Annotated in this window: 16 protein-coding genes; 9 read left to right on the top strand and 7 right to left on the bottom strand. The window is 51.3% G+C overall.

Annotated features, from left to right (window positions below; all coding sequences use genetic code 11):
• Positions 1-19: 19 nt before the first annotated feature.
• A complete protein-coding gene (gene manX, locus EVX52_RS01975; RefSeq protein WP_129951785.1) occupies positions 20-982 on the bottom strand; it encodes a PTS mannose transporter subunit IIAB in 963 nt (320 codons plus the stop codon).
• Positions 983-1,574: 592 nt separating this feature from the next.
• On the opposite strand from manX, the gene EVX52_RS01970 reads away from it, so the two are divergent.
• Positions 1,575-3,134 (top strand): TerC family protein, encoded by a 1,560-nt coding sequence (locus tag EVX52_RS01970; protein WP_129990498.1) that lies wholly within the window; start codon positions 1,575-1,577, stop codon positions 3,132-3,134.
• 75 nt (positions 3,135-3,209) lie between these two features.
• Here EVX52_RS01970 and EVX52_RS01965 read toward each other — a convergent pair whose 3' ends face one another.
• The 4 genes from EVX52_RS01965 to pabB form a co-directional block, all read right to left on the bottom strand.
• Positions 3,210-4,802 (bottom strand): EAL domain-containing protein, encoded by a 1,593-nt coding sequence (locus tag EVX52_RS01965; RefSeq protein ID WP_129951783.1) that lies wholly within the window; start codon positions 4,800-4,802, stop codon positions 3,210-3,212.
• A gap of 453 nt (positions 4,803-5,255) precedes the next feature.
• Positions 5,256-6,620 carry an L-serine ammonia-lyase gene (locus tag EVX52_RS01960; protein ID WP_129951782.1) on the bottom strand — a complete coding sequence of 455 codons (1,365 nt, stop codon included), beginning with the start codon at positions 6,618-6,620 and terminating at the stop codon, positions 5,256-5,258.
• Between the two features lie 207 nt (positions 6,621-6,827).
• Positions 6,828-7,430, bottom strand: coding sequence for a CoA pyrophosphatase (locus EVX52_RS01955; RefSeq protein ID WP_129951781.1), 603 nt, complete (start codon positions 7,428-7,430; stop codon positions 6,828-6,830).
• The gene (gene pabB / locus EVX52_RS01950; RefSeq protein ID WP_129990497.1) at positions 7,427-8,806 is read right to left on the bottom strand and encodes an aminodeoxychorismate synthase component 1; all 1,380 of its coding nucleotides are present in this window, start codon (positions 8,804-8,806) and stop codon (positions 7,427-7,429) included. Before pabB ends, EVX52_RS01955 begins: the two co-directional genes overlap by 4 nt.
• Before the next feature lie 161 nt (positions 8,807-8,967).
• Between pabB and EVX52_RS01945 the strand changes: the two genes are divergently transcribed.
• Positions 8,968-9,147 carry a YoaH family protein gene (locus tag EVX52_RS01945; RefSeq protein ID WP_129951779.1) on the top strand — a complete coding sequence of 60 codons (180 nt, stop codon included), beginning with the start codon at positions 8,968-8,970 and terminating at the stop codon, positions 9,145-9,147.
• Between the two features lie 90 nt (positions 9,148-9,237).
• On the opposite strand, the gene purT is transcribed toward EVX52_RS01945, so the two are convergent.
• Positions 9,238-10,416 (bottom strand): formate-dependent phosphoribosylglycinamide formyltransferase, encoded by a 1,179-nt coding sequence (purT, locus tag EVX52_RS01940; RefSeq protein ID WP_129951778.1) that lies wholly within the window; start codon positions 10,414-10,416, stop codon positions 9,238-9,240.
• Between the two features lie 258 nt (positions 10,417-10,674).
• Between purT and dbpA the strand changes: the two genes are divergently transcribed.
• The 4 genes from dbpA to pip all read left to right on the top strand — a co-directional run bounded on the left by dbpA (position 10,675) and on the right by pip (position 16,160).
• Complete coding sequence (gene dbpA, locus EVX52_RS01935) at positions 10,675-12,057, top strand: ATP-dependent RNA helicase DbpA (RefSeq protein WP_129951777.1); 1,383 nt, start codon at positions 10,675-10,677, stop codon at positions 12,055-12,057.
• A gap of 161 nt (positions 12,058-12,218) precedes the next feature.
• Complete coding sequence (yebF, locus tag EVX52_RS01930; protein WP_129951776.1) at positions 12,219-12,584, top strand: protein YebF; 366 nt, start codon at positions 12,219-12,221, stop codon at positions 12,582-12,584.
• Between the two features lie 133 nt (positions 12,585-12,717).
• Complete coding sequence (locus tag EVX52_RS01925) at positions 12,718-14,766, top strand: S9 family peptidase (RefSeq protein ID WP_129951775.1); 2,049 nt, start codon at positions 12,718-12,720, stop codon at positions 14,764-14,766.
• Positions 14,767-15,203: 437 nt separating this feature from the next.
• Positions 15,204-16,160: a prolyl aminopeptidase gene (pip, locus tag EVX52_RS01920; RefSeq protein ID WP_129951774.1), complete on the top strand. Its 957-nt coding sequence runs from the start codon at positions 15,204-15,206 to the stop codon at positions 16,158-16,160.
• Positions 16,161-16,180: 20 nt separating this feature from the next.
• Here the strand turns inward: pip and EVX52_RS01915 are convergent, their stop codons facing one another.
• The gene (locus EVX52_RS01915; RefSeq protein ID WP_013576177.1) at positions 16,181-16,411 is read right to left on the bottom strand and encodes a DNA polymerase III subunit theta; all 231 of its coding nucleotides are present in this window, start codon (positions 16,409-16,411) and stop codon (positions 16,181-16,183) included.
• Positions 16,412-16,816: 405 nt separating this feature from the next.
• Here EVX52_RS01915 and ftnA point away from each other — a divergent pair, with 405 nt between their 5' ends.
• From ftnA to copD, 3 genes are all read left to right on the top strand, one after another.
• Positions 16,817-17,323: a non-heme ferritin gene (ftnA, locus tag EVX52_RS01910; protein ID WP_015697874.1), complete on the top strand. Its 507-nt coding sequence runs from the start codon at positions 16,817-16,819 to the stop codon at positions 17,321-17,323.
• 138 nt (positions 17,324-17,461) lie between these two features.
• Positions 17,462-17,848, top strand: coding sequence for a copper homeostasis periplasmic binding protein CopC (copC, locus tag EVX52_RS01905; RefSeq protein WP_205951570.1), 387 nt, complete (start codon positions 17,462-17,464; stop codon positions 17,846-17,848).
• 3 nt (positions 17,849-17,851) lie between these two features.
• Positions 17,852-18,736: a copper homeostasis membrane protein CopD gene (copD, locus tag EVX52_RS01900; RefSeq protein ID WP_129990496.1), complete on the top strand. Its 885-nt coding sequence runs from the start codon at positions 17,852-17,854 to the stop codon at positions 18,734-18,736.
• Positions 18,737-18,772 lie beyond the last annotated feature (36 nt).

The following is an 18,772-nucleotide window of genomic DNA, read 5'->3' as shown; positions in this document are numbered from 1 at the left end:
GCCAACAGCAATGCGCTTATTAATTCATTTTATTAATGAGATCCATCATCTTGAGGCGTGAGTCAGTAGAGACTTTGCGCACTTCAAGTTCGATACCTTTTTCATTCAGTTTCCTGAATGCTTCGATATCTTTTTCGTCGACAGACACGGCGTTATTCACCTGAGTTTTGCCCTGACGGAAGGCCATACCCCCGATATTTACGGAGGTAATGTTCACACCTCCTTCAACCAGACGTAAAACATCTGTCGGGTTAGTGAACAGCAACATAACGCGGTCACCCGCGTATTTTGGGTTATCCCAAACACGGATAGCTTTCGCAACATCGACAACGTGTGCGGTAACACCAGGAGGGGCAACCTGAGTGAGCAACGTTTTACGCACGGTATCGGCAGCCACTTCGTCGCTGACAACAATAATGCGGGTCACGTTGGTTTCTTTGGTCCAGCGGGTCGCGACCTGGCCATGGATCAAACGATCATCGATTCGGGCAAGGCCGATCTTCATATGATCGTTCGGGCCGGCAGGTTGCACCGGAGCGGCTGCTTTCGGCGCCGGAGCGGCGGCAGGGGCTTGAGCTGCAGGTTCCGGTGTTTTCAGCGCTTTTACGCCGATACGCCCCGTTTCCACTGCAATGGCGACCAGTTCTGCAAAAGAAGGGTTGTCATCGCGGGCCATGAAAGTCTCTGCCAGCATCGGGATGTTAACACCGGTGACAACTTCGTAATTTTCTTTATCGACAACAATACGGCTGGCGGCATTGAACGGGCTGCCACCCCAGGTGTCGACCAGGAAAAGGACGCCGTTGCTGGTGTCTAAACCGCCCAACTTTGCCGTGTACTTTTCGATCAGGGTTTCGGCGTTCTCGCCGGGAACGAAATCAATAAAGGCGACATTATCCTGTTCACCTAAAATCATTTCCGCTGTTTTCAGCAACTGCTCAGCCGCTGACCCGTGCGTGCCGATGATAATAGCAATACTCACTCGCTACCTCCTCTGTTAACTCTCGGAAAGAGTTATGCACATAAGTAATGGTGCTGATGATATCCGCCCGTTTTTATTCCTGAGGCGGACAGGGCATTCCCTGCTTCCTGACTTTCCTTAATTTCTGATAAGACTGCAAAACTGTAAAATGGCAGAACCTCATCGGGTTGTGCGACGTGATTTATTTTAGTGTGCGAAAAAATAATTTTTGTGACGACTGTCCGTTATTGAAAGACGTATTGTGAATACGGTTTCACATTGCACATTAAAACAGCATAGATGTTTCAAATTGATGCCGGAGGTAAAAAAACACTCTTTCTTCACATAATCATTCCTGATAGAGTGATTTTCCGAATAATTGAACAGGAGTACCGGGCCTCAGCCCACCCTATGGACTGTCACCGACGTCGCTATCCTTCGCTTTTTCACCTAATTTTTACTGGCAAATCTGCCCCGATGGGCCTGATTTCTGCCGCACTGAAACCGCTTTCATCTGCTTTTTATGCAGCCCATACCTCCGGACGGTCATCTGACAGCCTGGTGTATCGCGTTTTCGTGCGTCTTTTTTCTTTAACTCATTGCGGAGTCTGATATGGAATTTTTGATGGACCCTTCAATCTGGGTCGGTTTGCTGACGCTTGTCGTGCTGGAAATTGTTCTGGGCATCGATAACCTGGTTTTCATCGCGATTCTTGCCGATAAACTGCCGCCGAAGCAGCGTGATAAAGCCCGTATTATCGGCCTCTCGCTGGCATTGGTCATGCGTTTAGGTTTGCTGTCACTGATTTCCTGGATGGTGAAACTGACCACACCGCTGTTCAGTATTGCGCAATTTAGTTTCTCAGGCCGCGATCTGATCTTGTTAGTCGGGGGGATATTCCTGCTTTTCAAAGCCACTACCGAGCTGCATGAGCGGCTGGAAGGGCATGACGGGCAGGGCACACCGAACCGCGGCTACGCCAGTTTCTGGGCAGTAGTGGCGCAGATCGTGGTGCTCGACGCGGTATTCTCGCTGGACGCGGTGATCACTGCGGTGGGTATGGTGAATAATCTGGCCGTGATGATGACTGCGGTAGTGATCGCGATGGGCGTGATGCTGCTGGCGTCCAAATCACTGACTCGCTTCGTGAATAACCATCCGACCGTGGTGGTGCTATGTCTCAGCTTCCTGCTGATGATCGGCCTGAGTCTGATTGCTGAAGGCTTCGGATTCCATATTCCGAAAGGTTACCTGTACGCTGCAATTGGTTTCTCCATCCTGATTGAATTGTTCAACCAGATTGCGCGCCGTAACTTCCTGAAAAGCCAGTCCAGTCGCCCGATGCGTGAACGTACAGCGGAAGCCATTCAGCGACTGATGGGCGGAAAACGCCGGCATGAGCATGAAGATGAACCTGATGGCGATGTCGTGCCGGTCAGTGAAACCTTTGCTGAAGAAGAACGGCATATGATCACCGGCGTACTGACGCTGGCGTCACGTTCCCTGCGCAGTATCATGACGCCACGTACCGAAATTTCCTGGGTAGACTGCGAGAAGTCACCGGATGAAATCCGCAGTCAGCTTCTCGATACACCGCACAGTTTGTTTCCGATTTGCCGTTATTCGCTGGATGATGTGATCGGTGTGGTACGCGCGAAAGACCTGCTGGTGGCGCTGGAAAACGGTGAAAGCATTATTGCTTTTGCGGAAAGAACGCCGCCGATTGTGGTGCCGGAAACAATGGATGTCATCAAACTGCTGGCGGTTTTGCGCAAAGCCAGAGGGCTTCTGGTGATGGTCAGTAATGAATTTGGTGTAATTCAGGGGCTGGTGACGCCGCTGGACGTACTGGAGGCTATCGCAGGCGAATTCCCGGACGAAGATGAAACACCGGACGTCATGGCTGATGGTGATGCCTGGATTGCTAAAGGCGGAACGGATTTACACCTGTTGCAACAAATTCTGGACGTCAAAACGTTGGTGAATGCGGACGACGACTTTGCTTCTCTTGCCGGGCTGCTGCTGTCGAAATCAGGCCAGATGCCGGTTGTGGGGGAAGTGATTGAAATGGCATCACTGCACTTTGAAATCCTTGAAGTGTCGGAATACCGTATTGAACGGGTGCGTATCAGGCATCTGACATCCGACGAAAAATGGGATGAAGACCAGTAACGGGGATTTATTTCGGGATGTAAAACGGCGACTCAGGTCGCCGTTTTTTGCGTCGGATAAAACTGATTTTCTTCTTCAGGTCGGATCTGTCTTATCCTGCAATTCCATGTTCTGCCTTGATTTTTTATACCGTTCAAGCCAGATCGGGAACACATCAATAGGCATCGGGCGGGCAAAATAATAGCCCTGTAAGGAGTCAACCCTGCGCTCACGCAGATAATCCACCTGCTCACGGGTTTCCACACCTTCGGCAATCAGCTTCAAATTGAGGCGCTGCGCCAGCGTGATGATGGTATCCGTGACGGTTGCGTTAATCGCATCCGTGCCAATTGAAGCCGTAAAAGCCTGATCGATTTTCAGCACATCGGGATTAAGGGTTTTTAAATAGCTCAGTGAACTGTGGCCTGTCCCGAAATCATCAATGGCCAGCAGAATTCCCATTTCTTTTAATTGTGAAATTTCGGCAGCACGTAATTCCTGTAACCGTGTCCGCTCCGTCAGTTCCAGCATGAGAGAAACTGATGGCTGCGCCGGAAGCCACAGCTTTCGGATGTCATCAACAATTTCCATATTCGTGAAGTGCTGTGCTGCAACATTGATACTGACGTAAAAACCCGGCGTTGCAGGAAAGACTGACAAATTTTCAGCGACTGTCTTAATAAGATAGCGTGTCAGTGCAATGATTAAGCCGTGCTGTTCAGCCAGAGGGATAAATACGTCAGGCGATACCCATTCCTGACGGCGGTTCTTCCAGCGCATCAGCGTTTCCACCCCGATACAGCGGCCGTCCGTGCTGTTGATAATGGGCTGGCAATAGACTTTAAACTCGCGCTTGGAAATGCCGTGGCTGATCGGATAAGCCAGGCTGATGCGGCTGCCTGAGAACAGATAAACGGCTGTTGCTGTCAGCAGGCTTATCAGAACTGACAGCGGCAGATGTGAAAAGAGTTCCTTCCATGCCAGGGTGCTGGCTTGATCTCCATAAATAGAGACCGAAAAATCATATTTTCCCGAGCGGACACTCAGCAGAGGCGGTTGCGGCAAGGCGCTGGAACTGGCGATGGCCTTTTTGCCGTATTCGAGATTTCGCTGCCCGACGTTGAGGACTATGTGGCTGGCATAAGGCGGTTGGGGTTCCAGCAGGAAATTCGACAAGATGCCGATGTTATAGATAAACAGTTCGCCGTTAAGATTATCCGGTGCCGCCGGATGCCATAAAACCAGCGTCGGTGTATCGACACGGCTCCATTTCGACGCACGTAACTCAAGCTGGGTTTTGCCTTGTGCGAACGCAGGCAGGGTGTCGTTAAAATTCAGATCCAGCGAACCTACCAGGCTTGAACAAGTAATAATGCCGTTGCTGACGAGACTGATTGAACGCAATGTTTGCATCCGTGCAACGGTTTGTTGCAACAAGGGCTGCAGCACGTTACAGCTGAGCGTGGTATCGAAAGGCATTACTTTGCCGGCCGGAGATGCGGGCTCAAGCAATTTTTCCAGTTTTTCAACGGTGTGAAACGCTACCCGCTGCTGATCTTTGGCGATAACCTGAGCTTGTTCGTAGATACGAATGCCCAGCGTGAGAAGCAGCGTACATATTCCCATCGCACTGGCGAGCGCAATGCGATAGTAACGATATTTCGCAAGTCCGGTCTGGGAGAACAGCATCGTTCTAATCCTTTTATCCCGTGTTAAATGCAGGCTCAAAATTATTATTTTTAAAGGGTTACCGATGCGTAACAGCCATTTCGTTTTTATAGAGAGTCGCTGTAAATCGTCTGCCGCCCGGCCTGAGTTGCAGCAAACTCCGTATATTTCTCTGTTCAAATCAAAAAAATAGTGCAGGTGACAGTGTCACTTGGGTTTTTCCTGGCCATTTCCGACATTTAGCAGATGTAATAAGAAGAGGTTCGGACTGGGAAAAACAGGCGGAAATCAGCATGCCGTACCTGCAGGGTATAATGCAAGTCTCACTACCCTTTTTTATTGATAATACAACGGGTTGTTGTTAGCGAAGGTTTTATTGCTGCTGGCTACCCGCCAGGGGGTATTTCCTGTGGTAAGCAGGTCGAAAATTATACAACCCGAACATACCGCAGGAAAATCTCATTTTTGACCGAATCAGTCGCACTGAACCTTAATCGCCAGACCCCCGCGTGAGGTTTCCCGGTATTTGGAATTCATATCCTTACCGGTTTCATACATCGTCTCAATGACTTTATCCAGTGAAACTCTCGGCTCACTGGTACGGCGTAACGCCATTCTGGCAGCGTTAATGGCTTTTACTGACGCGATAGCATTGCGTTCTATGCAGGGCACCTGAACCTGACCGGCAACCGGGTCACAGGTTAATCCCAGATTATGTTCCATACCAATTTCGGCCGCGACACACACCTGTTCCGGGCTGCCGCCCAACAATTCCGTCAGGCCTGCCGCCGCCATTGAACAGGCTACCCCGACTTCACCCTGACAGCCGACTTCTGCGCCTGAAATCGATGCGTTCATTTTATACAAGATACCGATAGCGCCGGAAGTCAGGAAATAGCGCAGATAAATGTCCGGACTGACCGACTGAATGAACTGGTCATAATACGCCAGCACCGCAGGCACAATGCCGCATGCGCCATTGGTTGGTGCCGTCACGACACGTCCGCCTGCCGCGTTTTCTTCGTTAACCGCGAGGGCAAACATATTCACCCAGTCGATCACGTTCATCGGATCACTGGAGAGTTTATCGTTAGACACCAGCATCCGGCGCAGGGCAGAAGCCCGACGCGGTACCCGCAGCGGGCCGGGCAGAACGCCTTCGGTGTTCAGGCCGCGATCAATACAGGCCTGCATGGTGTGCCAGATTTTCTCAAAATACTGCTCAATGTCCTGCTTACTGTGCTGCGCCAGCTCATTCTTCATCATCAGACCGGATAATGACAATCCGGTTTCTTTACATTTTGCCAGCATTTCACTGGCCGAATTAAAGCTGTAGGGCACGGTCACTTCATCCAGCACCGGCTGACCGAAATGCTCGTCATCCACGATAAAGCCGCCGCCGACTGAGTAATAGGTCTTGCTGTAAATCATTTTGTCGCCAGCAAAAGCGTGAATCTGCATGGCGTTTTCATGGCGTGGCAAATTCTCCCCGCGGAACACCATACCGGTATCGCGTGGGAAATCGACTTCATGGTGGGTTCCGCCCAGCGGCAGGCGCTCTCGTTGCTCAACGTCGCGGATAAAATGGGGAATGCCGTCGATGTCGACGGTATCTGGCTGGTTACCCGCCAGACCTAAAATAATGGCGATATCAGTGTGGTGGCCTTTACCGGTGAGTGACAAAGAACCAAAAACGTCCACGGCGACACGCGTAACGGCAGGCATCATGCCCTTTTCCAGCAGATCATCAGCGAACTGTTTCCCTGCTTTCATCGGGCCCAAAGTGTGGGAACTGGAAGGGCCAATCCCGACCTTGAACATGTCGAAAACGCTAATCACGTCGAATACTCCTGTAATAGATTGCGGCAGGGAACGGGATCCCTGGCTTCCATAAATGAAAAAACATCAGAGACTGTCTTTATGGACGGGTCTCTTATTCCTATGGATAGACTTATAGTTTAAAAGGGCTGAGAGGCAAAAGTTTCATTTTTCGCATGAAATAAACTTATTTGATGCAAAAGTGTGATCGAAATGTAATCAGCGGGCTCAGGCTTCAACCTGCCGGGCCAACTGACGAATGATTCCCGCTGTCAGTCCCCAGACAAATTGCTGCTGATACCAGGATAGATACACCCGGTGATGAATGCCTCGGCGGTGAATATCCAGAGGGTAATAACGTGTCAGATCAAACGCTTCCCGCAACGGCATTTCAAACAATTCGGCAACTTCATCTTCAGCCGGATGTAGCGGAACATCCACAGGCAGCAGTCCGATAACCGGTGTGACCTGGAAACCGCTGCTGCTGTCCTGCGGTGATAATGTTCCTAATACATAAACCTGTTCAGGCGGGATCGCGACCTCTTCATGTGCTTCACGTAATGCGGTCGCAATAATGGATGCATCGGTCGCATCTGCTGCACCCCCCGGAAACGCTACCTGACCAGGGTGTTTACGCAACTGATCGGCGCGGCGCGTCAGTAAAAGGGTGGGTTCCGGACGGCAGATAATCGGTATCAACACAGCAGCATGGCGGGTTCCGCGCAAGGCTGCAGCGGGCCTGCGCGGCGGCTGCAACTGAAAACGCAGAATGAAATCTTCCACAGCAGGTGAAAACGTCGGTAAGGGCGTGTGTTGTGCCTGCAGCGTCACGGCTGTATGTCTCCTAATTCGGGCAGAATACGGGCGATTTTATCAAAAGTTTCCTGATATTCCGCCTGTTCCTGACTGTCTGCGACGATCCCGCCGCCCGCCCAGCAGTAAATTTTACCCTGCGCGGTGAGCAGCGTGCGGATGGTAATGTTGCTGTCCATCGTGCCGCAGCAGCTCAGATACGCAATGCTGCCGCAATAGCCGTTGCGCCGTTGTGGTTCAAGTTCCTCAATGATTTCCATGGCGCGTACTTTGGGTGCACCGGTAATCGAGCCGCCGGGGAAACAGGCACGCAGCAAGGCGCTGGCGTGACAGGTTTCCGGCAAACGTGCGGTGACAGTGCTGACCAGATGGTGTACGGCGGGGAAGGGCTCGACTACGAACAGTTCCGGGACCCTTACACTGCCGGGTATCGCCACGCGACCAATATCATTACGCAGCAAATCGACAATCATCAGGTTTTCGGCGCGATCCTTTTCCGATGCGGCCAGCCGTTCTGCCTGCCGTGCATCCTCAGTCGGATCTGCGCAGCGGGGCATAGTACCTTTAATTGGCCGGGTCTGGATCTGCCCGTCTTTAAGCCAGATAAAACGCTCAGGTGAAAGGCAAAGAACGGCATTTTCCGCGAGACGCAGAAATGCGGAGAAAGGGGCACGGTTAGCCTGACTGAGGCGCAGGAAAGCCTGCCATTCGTCGCCACTGTATTCTGTTGAAAACCGTTGCGCCAGGTTAATCTGGTAGCAATCACCGCTGTGAATATATTCCTGAATCTTACGGAATTTTTCACCGTATTCCTCACGGCACATATTCGCCCGCCATGGCGCATGTAAACGGAAAAATGCCCGGGGAGCAGCGGGGCGCTGATACTCTGTCAGCCAACCTAAACGTTCAGAAATGTCACCGTGACAAATCAGCGTCAGACGCTGTAAATGGTGATCAGCAATCAGGGCCCAGTTATAAATCCCCACCGCCATATCCGGCAGGTTAATATCCCGCGCAGCCGTTTCCGGCAGTGTTTCTATACGACGTCCCAGATCATAACCAAACAGGCCCAGTGCACCGCCCAGAAAAGGAAAATCTGCGGTACGTTCTGCCTGTAAACCGGCTACCGTCAGTTGCTCTTCCAGTAATGCAAACGGATCTTCTTCCCGCGTTTCGGTCATGCCGTTGTGCTCAATCTGTGTTATCGCGCCACGTGTGGTGAGCGTGATCAGCGGATCGGCGACCAGAATATCGAAACGATTATGCTGATGCTGTGCCGAACCGGAATGCAGCAACATGGCCCATGGCAAAACTGAAAGCGGCGCAAACCCTTCGGTTAATGCGTCGGGCTGATAGGGTAGTGAATGGAAAACAACGGGCTGAGCGGATTGCATGACGGATACGGGTTTCTCTGGCGCAATGACGTATTTTCTCGGATCCTAACACAGATCGGCCTGCCTGAAAGCAGCGCAGGCGATTTGCGTTAATAAGGCGTATACTGTGCAACCCCGCACTGCGCGGGCTTTCATTATCACCCGTACAACAGGACACTCCCATGCTGACAGGTATGCCTTCATTATCACATCATGAACAAGAACAGGCCGCCGATCGTATCCGCCAGTTAATGGAAACCGGTATGAGCAGCGGCGAAGCCATTGCGACCGTAGCAGAAGAAATTCGCGAAACGCATAAAGGCGACCGTGTGACCGTCATTTTTGATGACGAAGACGAATAAGTACTGAGCCGGGGGAGCTTCTTTCCCGCAAAGAAAAACCGGACCCTTTTCAGGCGTCCGGTTTTTTTTCATCTCAGCGTCGGAAATGGCTTAGCCTTTAACGACTACCGCAGCCGCAGCCTGTTTGGCCTGTTCCACGGCGTCCTCAACGTTGTCCGCAATTGCCAGCGCCACACCCAGACGACGCTTGCCGCTGATTTCCGGCTTACCGAACAGACGGATCTGGTTGTAACCGGTCAGTGCATTTTCCAGGCCGGTAAACGTCACGTTGCTGCTGGTCAGTTCCGGCAGAATAACGGCAGAAGCGGAAGGGCCGAACTGGCGGATATGGCCCACCGGCAGGCCGAGGAATGCGCGCACATGCAGGGCGAACTCTGACAAATCCTGAGAAATCAGCGTCACCATACCGGTGTCGTGCGGACGGGGGGATACTTCGCTGAAGATCACATCATCGCCACATACAAACAGTTCAACGCCAAACAGACCTTTACCGCCCAGCGCTTTTACGACTTTCTCGGCGATATCCCTGGCGCGTTGCAATGCCAGATCTGTCATCTGCTGCGGCTGCCAGGATTCGCGGTAATCGCCGTCTTCCTGACGGTGTCCGATAGGGGCACAGAAATGAATGCCGTCCACGGCGCTGATAGTCAGCAGGGTGATTTCAAAATCAAATTTCACCAGACCCTCAACAATGACACGTCCGCCGCCTGCACGGCCGCCTTGCTGGGCGTAATCCCACGCCGGCTGCAACTGATCAGCCCCGCGGATCAGGCTTTGACCTTTGCCTGAAGAACTCATTACCGGCTTGATAATACACGGGTAGCCGATGGCGTCGATCGCCTGACGGAAAGAGGCTTCATCATCAGCAAACTGATAAGTGGAGGTGGGCAGATTCAGCGTTTCGGCTGCCAGACGACGGATGCCTTCGCGGTTCATGGTCAGGCGGGTTGCTTCAGCACAAGGCACGACGTTGTGGCCCCGTTTTTCCAGCTCGACCAGCATGCTGGTGGCAATCGCTTCGATTTCCGGCACGATAAAATCAGGGCGTTCGCTTTCGATAACCTGTTTCAGTGCATCGCCGTCCAGCATGTTAATAACATGGCTGCGATGGGCAACCTGCATCGCAGGTGCATCGGCGTAGCGATCAACCGCAATCACTTCCAGACCAAGACGCTGGCATTCAATTGCCACTTCTTTGCCCAGTTCGCCAGAGCCTAATAACATGACGCGGGTGGCGCCGGTGCGCAGTGCAGTACCAATGGTTAACATAGCTTCGTACCCAGATCTGTGTGAGGGAAAATAAGAATTTCGGTGCAAAGTATATCTGAAATTATTGCCAGCGAAAACGATTGCGCAGTGCCATTGATTGATTCAGGCGTGGAATAAAAGCGGAATTTACAGGATTTTTTTAGCCATTTTCTGTCGGTTAAGGCAGCCGGCGGGCGTCTCTGTTATCATTTAGCCAAACCATGGCGCCAGGTTTCCTGCCGCTGCCCCGATTTTTGCCTCACATAAAGAGTTATCGCCTTGAGCACGCATTCCTTTTCTGCCCTGACATTGCCCGCTGAGCAACTTTCTAACCTGAATGAACTGGGTTACACCGAAATGACCCCGATTCAGGAAGCATCATTGCCCGCCATCCTGCAGGGGCAGGATGTCCGCGCCAAAGCCAAAACCGGCAGTGGTAAAACAGCCGCTTTCGGTATCGGTTTACTGAACAGCATTATTGTTTCGCAGTTTGTTGCTCAGGCGCTGGTGCTGTGTCCGACACGTGAACTGGCCGATCAGGTCAGCAAAGAATTACGCCGTCTGGCGCGTTTTACCCAAAACATCAAAATCCTCACTCTGTGCGGCGGTCAGGCTATCGGGCCACAGCTTGAATCGCTGGTCCATCCGCCACACATTGTGGTGGGTACGCCGGGCCGTATTCAGGAGCACCTGCGTAAAGGCACGCTGAAACTGGACGAACTGAAAGTGCTGGTGCTGGATGAAGCGGACCGTATGCTGGATATGGGTTTTAGCGAAGATATTGAAGATGTGGTCAGTTATACACCGCAGGATCGTCAGACGTTGCTGTTTTCAGCTACCTATCCCGACGGTATTGAGCGTATCAGTTCTAAATTCCAGCGTCAGCCGTTGAAAGTAGAAATCGAAGGCGAAGATGACATTGCGGATATCCAGCAGATTTTCATCGAAGCCGACAAACATCAGCGTTTATTGCTGCTGGCCGCCGTGCTGTATCAGCATCAGCCTGCTTCCTGCGTAGTGTTCTGTAACACTAAACGCGACTGTCAGGAGGTGTGTGACGCCCTGACAGCGAAAGGCATCAGCGCCCTGGCGCTGAACGGCGACCTTGAGCAGCGCGACCGCGACCGCGTACTGGTGCGGTTCTCCAACGGCAGTTGCCGCGTACTGGTGGCAACAGACGTTGCCGCGCGCGGGCTGGATATCAAACAGTTGGGTCTGGTCATTAATTACGAACTGTCTTTCGACCCGGAAGTTCATGTTCACCGCGTGGGCCGTACCGGCCGTGCAGGCACCCGCGGACTGGCAGTCAGCCTGGTCACGCCGCAGGAGATGCCGCGTGTGACAGCGCTGGAAGATTATACGCGTCAGCGCTTTACCTGGCAGCCAGCCGCTCAGGCCCTGGCCGCGGCCCCGGTGGCGCTTGATCCTGAAATGGCAACGTTATGCATTGACGGTGGCCGTAAAGCCAAAATCCGCCCCGGTGATATTTTGGGCGCGCTGACCGGTGATGCCGGGCTGACCGCCGCTGAAGTGGGAAAAATTGATATGTTCCCGGTTCACGCTTATGTTGCGATTCGTCAGAAGAGCGCGAAGAAGGCGTTGCAACGTTTGCAGGAAGGGAAGATCAAAGGCAAAAACTGCAAAGCCATTATCTTGCGTTAACAGCGTTTCTTTTCGCTTTATGTCGGGCGTCTTATTGTTAATGTTGTGTTATTGCCTTGTTGAGGATTATATTAACTAACGCACATTATGACCATGCGTTATGTAGGGATATTGTCCGGCAGGGTCAACTGAATGAACGACAAAGACTGGGAAGACGAACGATGAAAAAGATAATCTTGGGCGTTGTGGTCGCAGCGGCAGGCATGAGCGGGCTGAGCCAGATTGCGCAGGCCGATGAGCCTGAAGTGAGAACGGCAACCGTAACGCCTTGTTCCACGGCAACCAAAGAGGATGTGGCTGCACTGGTTAAACGTGATTTCCTGCAAAACCGTATCCCGCGCTGGGATGCAGATAAAAAAGCGCTTGGGACGTCCACGCCGGTGGCCTGGGTGGTGACTGACAGCATCAGCGGCAGTAATGCAAAATGGAATGTCCCGTTAACCGTGCGCGGTGATCACACAGATAAAACCTACCAGGTAACCCTTAACTGCCAGATAGGCGAAATCAGCTATAGCGCGCCGTTATAGCCGGTATTAAGGCTCTGATTGCGTCCGTGATTTCTTCGCGGACGCATTATTTCCCCTGCATCGACGTCTCTTGGTTTCCCCGTCTAAACCTGTCACTCTTATCACACCACAAAGAGGACAAAGAGATCCCGAGATGATGACACCTCCAAAGGCTGAAAAACGCCCGCAAATTTTGAGCGTCCACGGCGATGACCGTGTCGATAATTATTACTGGCTGCGTGATGATGACCGCGCCGATCCTCAGGTTCTGGCTTATCTGACGGCCGAAAACGAATTTACCGGGCTGGCCATGCAACCGCATCAGGCATTGCGCGAAACCCTGTACGGCGAAATGGTTGCGCGCATCGCGCAACAGGATCATTCCGTTCCCTACGTCAAACATGGTTACCGCTATCAGACCCGTTATGAGCCGGGCAACGAATACGCCATTTATCTGCGCCAGCCTGCAGCAGAATATGAAAATTGGAGCACGCTGATCGATGGTAATGAGCGGGCCAAAGACAGCGAGTTTTACACGCTGGGCGGTCTCGATATCAGCCCTAATAATCAGCTGATGGCGGTGGCGGAAGATTTTCTTTCCCGCCGCCAGTATGACATCCGCATCAAAAAGCTCGATGATGAAACCTGGACGGAGGATCTGCTGAAAAACACCTCCGGCAGCAGTGAGTGGGCGAACGATTCACAAACGCTGTATTACGTCCGCAAACATAAGAAAACCCTGTTGCCGTATCAGGTTTACCGGCACGTGATCGGCACCGATCCGAAAACTGACAAGCTGGTATATGAAGAAAAAGACGATACGTTTTACGTCGGACTGGATAAAACCACGTCAGAAAAATATATTCTGATCCATCTGGACAGCACCACAACCTCAGAGATACTGCTGCTCGATGCCGATGATCCGCAGGCTAAACCACAGGTATTCCTCTCGCGCCGTAAAGATCATGAATATGCTCTCGATCATTACCTCGGGCATTTTTACATCCGCTCTAATAAAGATGGCAAAAACTTCGGCTTATATAAAAGCGAAGACGGTGTCGAAACCCGCTGGCAAACGCTGATTGCGCCGCGTATCGAAGTGATGCTTGAAGGCTTCAGCTTGTTCCGTGACTGGCTGGTGGTGGAAGAACGCCATCAGGGACTGACGCAGTTGCGTCAGATTCACTGGAAAACAGGGGAAGAAAAATCGCTGGCATTTGACGATCCGACCTATACCACCTGGCTGGCGTATAATCCCGATCCGGACACCGCATTGCTGCGCTATGGTTATTCTTCAATGACTATGCCGAGCTCACTGTTTGAACTCGATCTGGATACGCATGACCGTACGTTGCTCAAGCAGCAGGAAGTGAAAGATTTTGATGCGGCAAATTATCGTAGCGAACGTGTCTGGGTTACGGCCCGTGACGGGGTGAAAGTCCCGGTGTCACTGGTGTATCGCCGTGAACTGTTCAAGCCGAATGAAAACCCGTTACTGGTTTACGGTTACGGATCCTATGGCAGCAGTATGGATCCGGCTTTCAGCGGGAGCCGCCTGAGTTTACTCGACAGAGGATTTGTTTTCGCACTGGCGCACATCCGCGGTGGCGCAGAACTGGGCCAGCAATGGTATGACGATGGCAAGCTGTTCAATAAACTTAACACATTCCATGACTTCATTGATGTGACCAAAGAACTGGTCGCGGAAGGCTACGGTGACGCCGGACAGGTTTACGCCATGGGTGGCAGTGCGGGTGGATTGCTGATGGGGGTGATCGTTAATCAGGCGCCAGAGTTGTATCACGGCATTGTAGCGCAGGTGCCGTTCGTTGACGTGGTGACCACCATGCTTGATGAATCCATTCCCCTGACCACCGGTGAATATGACGAGTGGGGCAACCCGAACGACAAAGCATATTATGATTATATGCTGCAATACAGCCCGTATGATCAGGTTCGCGCACAGGCCTATCCGCATATGCTGGTCACCACCGGCTTGCATGATTCGCAGGTACAATACTGGGAGCCAGCAAAATGGGTAGCAAAATTACGCGAGCTCAAAACCGACGATAACCTGTTGTTAATGCATACCGATATGGATTCCGGCCACGGCGGGAAATCCGGACGATTCAAAGCTTACGAAGATATCGCGCTGGAATATGCTTTTGTGCTCGCCCTGGCAGACAACGCCTCTGTGGGCTGAAGTATGAAGGGGAAATAAAAAAACCCGCTCTCGGCGGGTTTATTCTACGAAGTCCATTGTTAAGCAGAAGCTTTCTTGGCTTTTTTCTCAGCCTTTTTTTCGGCCGGGGTCTTCAGTGGCTTTTTCTTCGCATTTTTTTTGCTATCCATTCCTTTACTCATATTCGCCTCTCTTAAAGCTGGTGGATTGGGTTGCTCTGCTATTTACTGCTTAAACCGCTCCGGTTGCAAGCGTATTTGTGAATTTTCTTCGCTCCTGCCTGGCTGCTTTATCGATGTTACGGCCGGGGCGGTAAGTGAAACTGCACGATAAGTATGCGAACGGCATGCAAAATAACGATTTTTGCTCATAACATCTTGTCGTGGGCTAGCCGATGCGCTGTTATGAAGATGAATGCACATCAATCAATACACTGGCCAAATAGAACAGGAAATGTCATGCCAAAATTAAAAGGGTTGTATCCGCCCAGGGAAGCTTATGCCAGTGGCATGCTTGATACGGGGGATGGTCACCAAATTTACTGGGAGCGCAGCGGAAACCCGAAAGGCAAGCCAGCAGTATTTCTCCACGGCGGGCCCGGTGGCGGTTGTTCATCGGTACACCGTCAATTGTTTGATCCCAATGATTACGACGTCATGCTGTTTGACCAGCGTGGATGCGGACGCTCAAAACCGCACGCCAGTCTGGAAAACAATACAACCTGGCATCTGGTCGAAGATATTGAGCGTTTGCGTAAAATGGCCGGCGTTGACCAATGGCTGGTGTTTGGGGGTTCATGGGGTTCAACGCTGGCGCTGGCGTATGCTCAGACGCATCCTGAACATGTCAGTGAGATGGTATTGCGCGGGATTTTCACGTTACGTAAGCAGGAGCTGTCCTGGTATTATCAGGACGGGGCTTCCCGTTTCTTCCCGGAAAAGTGGCAACGTATTTTGTCGATTCTTTCGCAAGAAGAACGTAAAAACGTGATTGCTTCTTACCGGGCCCGTCTGACATCCGGCGATCGCGCTGTTCAGCTTGAGGCCGCTAAAATCTGGAGCCTGTGGGAAGGGGAAACCGTGACGCTGCTGCCTGCGGAAGGTGCGGCATCCTTTGGTGAGGACAATTTCGCGCTGGCGTTTGCCCGTATTGAAAACCACTATTTTACGCATCTGGGTTTTCTGGAAAGTGATGACCAGTTGTTGAAAAATGTCGAACGTATTCGCCACATTCCGGCCGTCATTGTGCATGGTCGCTATGATATGGCATGCCAGGTGCAAAATGCGTGGGATCTGGCGCAGGTATGGCCGGAAGCGGAGTTGCACATCATTGAGGGGGCTGGTCATTCGTTCGACGAGCCCGGCATTCTCGATCAACTGATCCGTACCAACCAGCGTTTCGCCGCGCGGCGCTAACCTTCCCCTGCGACTCCCGTTTACTTTTGCTTTGGCTCATAAGGTAAGCGGGAGAACTTATGTGATTCCCCGCGATAAAACATCACCCGTTCCCGAAAATAGGTGCGCAGATGCGCAGGCTGCTCGCGTTCCGCCATCTCAGCGACAACCGGCATGTTGTAGCGTTCTTTAAAGGCCACCGCGGAGGCCGCAAGATCGACGTTGATACGATCCATTTCTTCTTTGCTGATTTCAGCCAGATTGATGCTCATAACTGCTTCCTGATGATCGATTTTGCCACATTGTACCCGAGGCTGGGGTCAGCGTGAATATTGCGATTTTGCTTTTATTTCCGCGCAGCTAACAAAGAATGCGGATAATTCTAATGAGTGAATAAGAACCATTCACAAAAGGTAAATGATAAATATCTACAATAAGGCGGGGTAATTAATATCGCAAATAAGAATGATTCCTTTTTAATACGCTTGTGTATGTTAATGATTATCATTTTTGGATATTTTATTTTTTAAAAATACTCATTAAATCAGTGGATTAAATTAAATTGTTATTGCGGTGAATATTAATGTGAATCGGGTGTTTTTATTTTGTATTGATACGGGCATAATGCAGATAAATAAATCCCCCACCTGCTTTAATTTAATTTATGGAGCCGTGCCGTGCTTAAAAAAGAAATGATTGATCAGCTTAATGAACAGCTGAACCTCGAGTTTTATTCTGCCAATTTATATTTGCAGATGAGTGCATGGTGCAGCGACAAAGGTTACGAAGGTGCCGCTGCTTTCCTGAAACAGCATTCAATGGAAGAAATGGACCATATGCATCGCCTGTTCAAATACGTCAGCGATACCGGTGCTCTGCCTTTGCTGGGGGCGATTGCCGCTCCGCCGGTTGCCTTTGAATCCCTGACCGATCTGTTCAAGCAAACTTACGAACATGAGCAACTGATCACGCAGAAAATCAATGAACTGGCTGATCTGTCCATGACGCTGAAAGATTATTCTTCCTTCAACTTCCTGCAATGGTACGTTGCTGAGCAGCATGAAGAAGAGACGCTGTTCAAATCTGTCCTTGATAAACTGGCACTGGTCAGCAATACCGGTAACGGTTTGTTCTTCGTTGATAAAGATCTCAAAAATATGGTGGCACAAACCCCGGCAGGCTAATTTCCGATCAGGGGTGTCCACAAAAACGCAGAGTGCTTCCGCCTCTGCGTTTTTTTATGTCTTTTTGGCAAACGTTTTACGGCAGTTTGCGCTAAAGTGACGGCGTTATAAATTCATCGTTAAGCAAGCCAAGGAATCATCGTGTTCAAAAAAACCACTTCTCTTTGCCGTGTCCTGACAGTCTCAGCCGTTATGCTGAGCGGATTTATCTCACAGCAAGCTTCTGCTCATGCTCATCTGAAAACGGAAACCCCTGCGGCAGATTCGGTTTTAACCGTCAGCCCGACTGAACTGTCTCTCGGATTCAGTGAAGGCATCGAGCCTGATTTCAGCAAGATCACCCTGACGGATGCCAGCCAGAAAGCGGTTAAAACCGGTAAAATGGCGCTGGCAGCGAATGATAATACTCAGGCCGTTCTGCCACTCTCCGATGCGTTGCATGCGGGAAAATATATTGTTTCGTGGAACGTTGTCTCCGTCGATGGTCATAAAACGCACGGTCAGTACAGCTTCACTGTTAAATAAGCGATGAGTCTGACTGTACTTTTCGTTCTGTGTCGGTTTGCGCATTTTGCTTCGCTGATGCAAATCTTTGGGTTGAGTGTTTTTTGTTCGCTGCTGACACCTGCCGGTTTCTCAGCTGTGTTGCTGCGCAAAAACCAGACCCTGATGATCTGCTCTGCTTTTGTCGCGGCTGTGACTTCGGTCGGTATGCTGGCGATTCAGGCTGCGCTGATGGGCAACGGATGGGGCGATGCGCTGAACCTGAATGTCTGGTTGCTGGTGTTAACAACGGCATTTGGTGAAGTCTGGCGCTGGCATTTATTACTGACGGCCGCGCTGTTGCTGGTGCTTCTGATGGACTGGCTGCCTGTGCGGAATATGCTGATTTTCCTATGCTCATTCGGTTTACTGATGAGCCAGGCATTGGTCGGCCATGCCGCGATGCATGAAGGTATACTCGGGGTTATCCAGCGAAGCAATCATGTGGTGCATCTGCTCAGCGCGGCTTACTGGTTCGGGTGTTTACTGCCGTTACTGACTTGCATGTGGTATACCCGACAGCCTGCGGCAAGGCCGTATGCGCTTGCCACACTTATCCGTTTTTCGCTCTGGGGACAGGCTGCCGTCGCGCTGGTTATCCTTACCGGCATCATCAATACGACCATTATTTTACAGCGCTGGCCGACTGATATGACATCACTTTACCAGCGCCTTCTGGTGGTCAAAGTGTTGATGGTCGGGATGATGGTGGCCGTGGCTGTGTTTAACCGTTACCGGCTGGTGCCATTAATGAGTAAAGATCCCGACAGGGCACAACATTATTTTGTCATGATGACCTGGCTCGAATGGGGGCTGGCGCTGGGTGTTTTACTGCTGGTGAGTGTGTTTGCCACACTGGCACCGCGCTGAACGGGTTATCTGACAGGTATCAGGAATTAAATATCA

This window comes from Rahnella sp. CFA14(1/10) (assembly GCF_004195095.1).
In the GTDB taxonomy this organism is placed as follows: Bacteria; Pseudomonadota; Gammaproteobacteria; order Enterobacterales; family Enterobacteriaceae; genus Rahnella; species Rahnella perminowiae.
The sequence above is the reverse complement of the archived record's forward strand: the minus strand, read 5'-3'. Positions and strand labels throughout refer to the sequence as shown.

Bases quoted from the DNA above. Each gene is read 5' to 3' on its own strand.
- EVX52_RS01970 (WP_129990498.1), top strand. From the start codon at position 1,575: ATGGAATTTTTGATGGACCCTTCAATCTGGGTCGGTTTGCTGACGCTT.
- EVX52_RS01965 (WP_129951783.1), bottom strand. From the start codon at position 4,802: ATGCTGTTCTCCCAGACCGGACTTGCGAAATATCGTTACTATCGCATT.
- pabB (WP_129990497.1), bottom strand. From the start codon at position 8,806: ATGCAATCCGCTCAGCCCGTTGTTTTCCATTCACTACCCTATCAGCCC.
- EVX52_RS01945 (WP_129951779.1), top strand. From the start codon at position 8,968: ATGCTGACAGGTATGCCTTCATTATCACATCATGAACAAGAACAGGCC.
- purT (WP_129951778.1), bottom strand. From the start codon at position 10,416: ATGTTAACCATTGGTACTGCACTGCGCACCGGCGCCACCCGCGTCATG.
- yebF (WP_129951776.1), top strand. From the start codon at position 12,219: ATGAAAAAGATAATCTTGGGCGTTGTGGTCGCAGCGGCAGGCATGAGC.
- EVX52_RS01925 (WP_129951775.1), top strand. From the start codon at position 12,718: ATGATGACACCTCCAAAGGCTGAAAAACGCCCGCAAATTTTGAGCGTC.
- pip (WP_129951774.1), top strand. From the start codon at position 15,204: ATGCCAAAATTAAAAGGGTTGTATCCGCCCAGGGAAGCTTATGCCAGT.
- EVX52_RS01915 (WP_013576177.1), bottom strand. From the start codon at position 16,411: ATGAGCATCAATCTGGCTGAAATCAGCAAAGAAGAAATGGATCGTATC.
- copD (WP_129990496.1), top strand. From the start codon at position 17,852: ATGAGTCTGACTGTACTTTTCGTTCTGTGTCGGTTTGCGCATTTTGCT.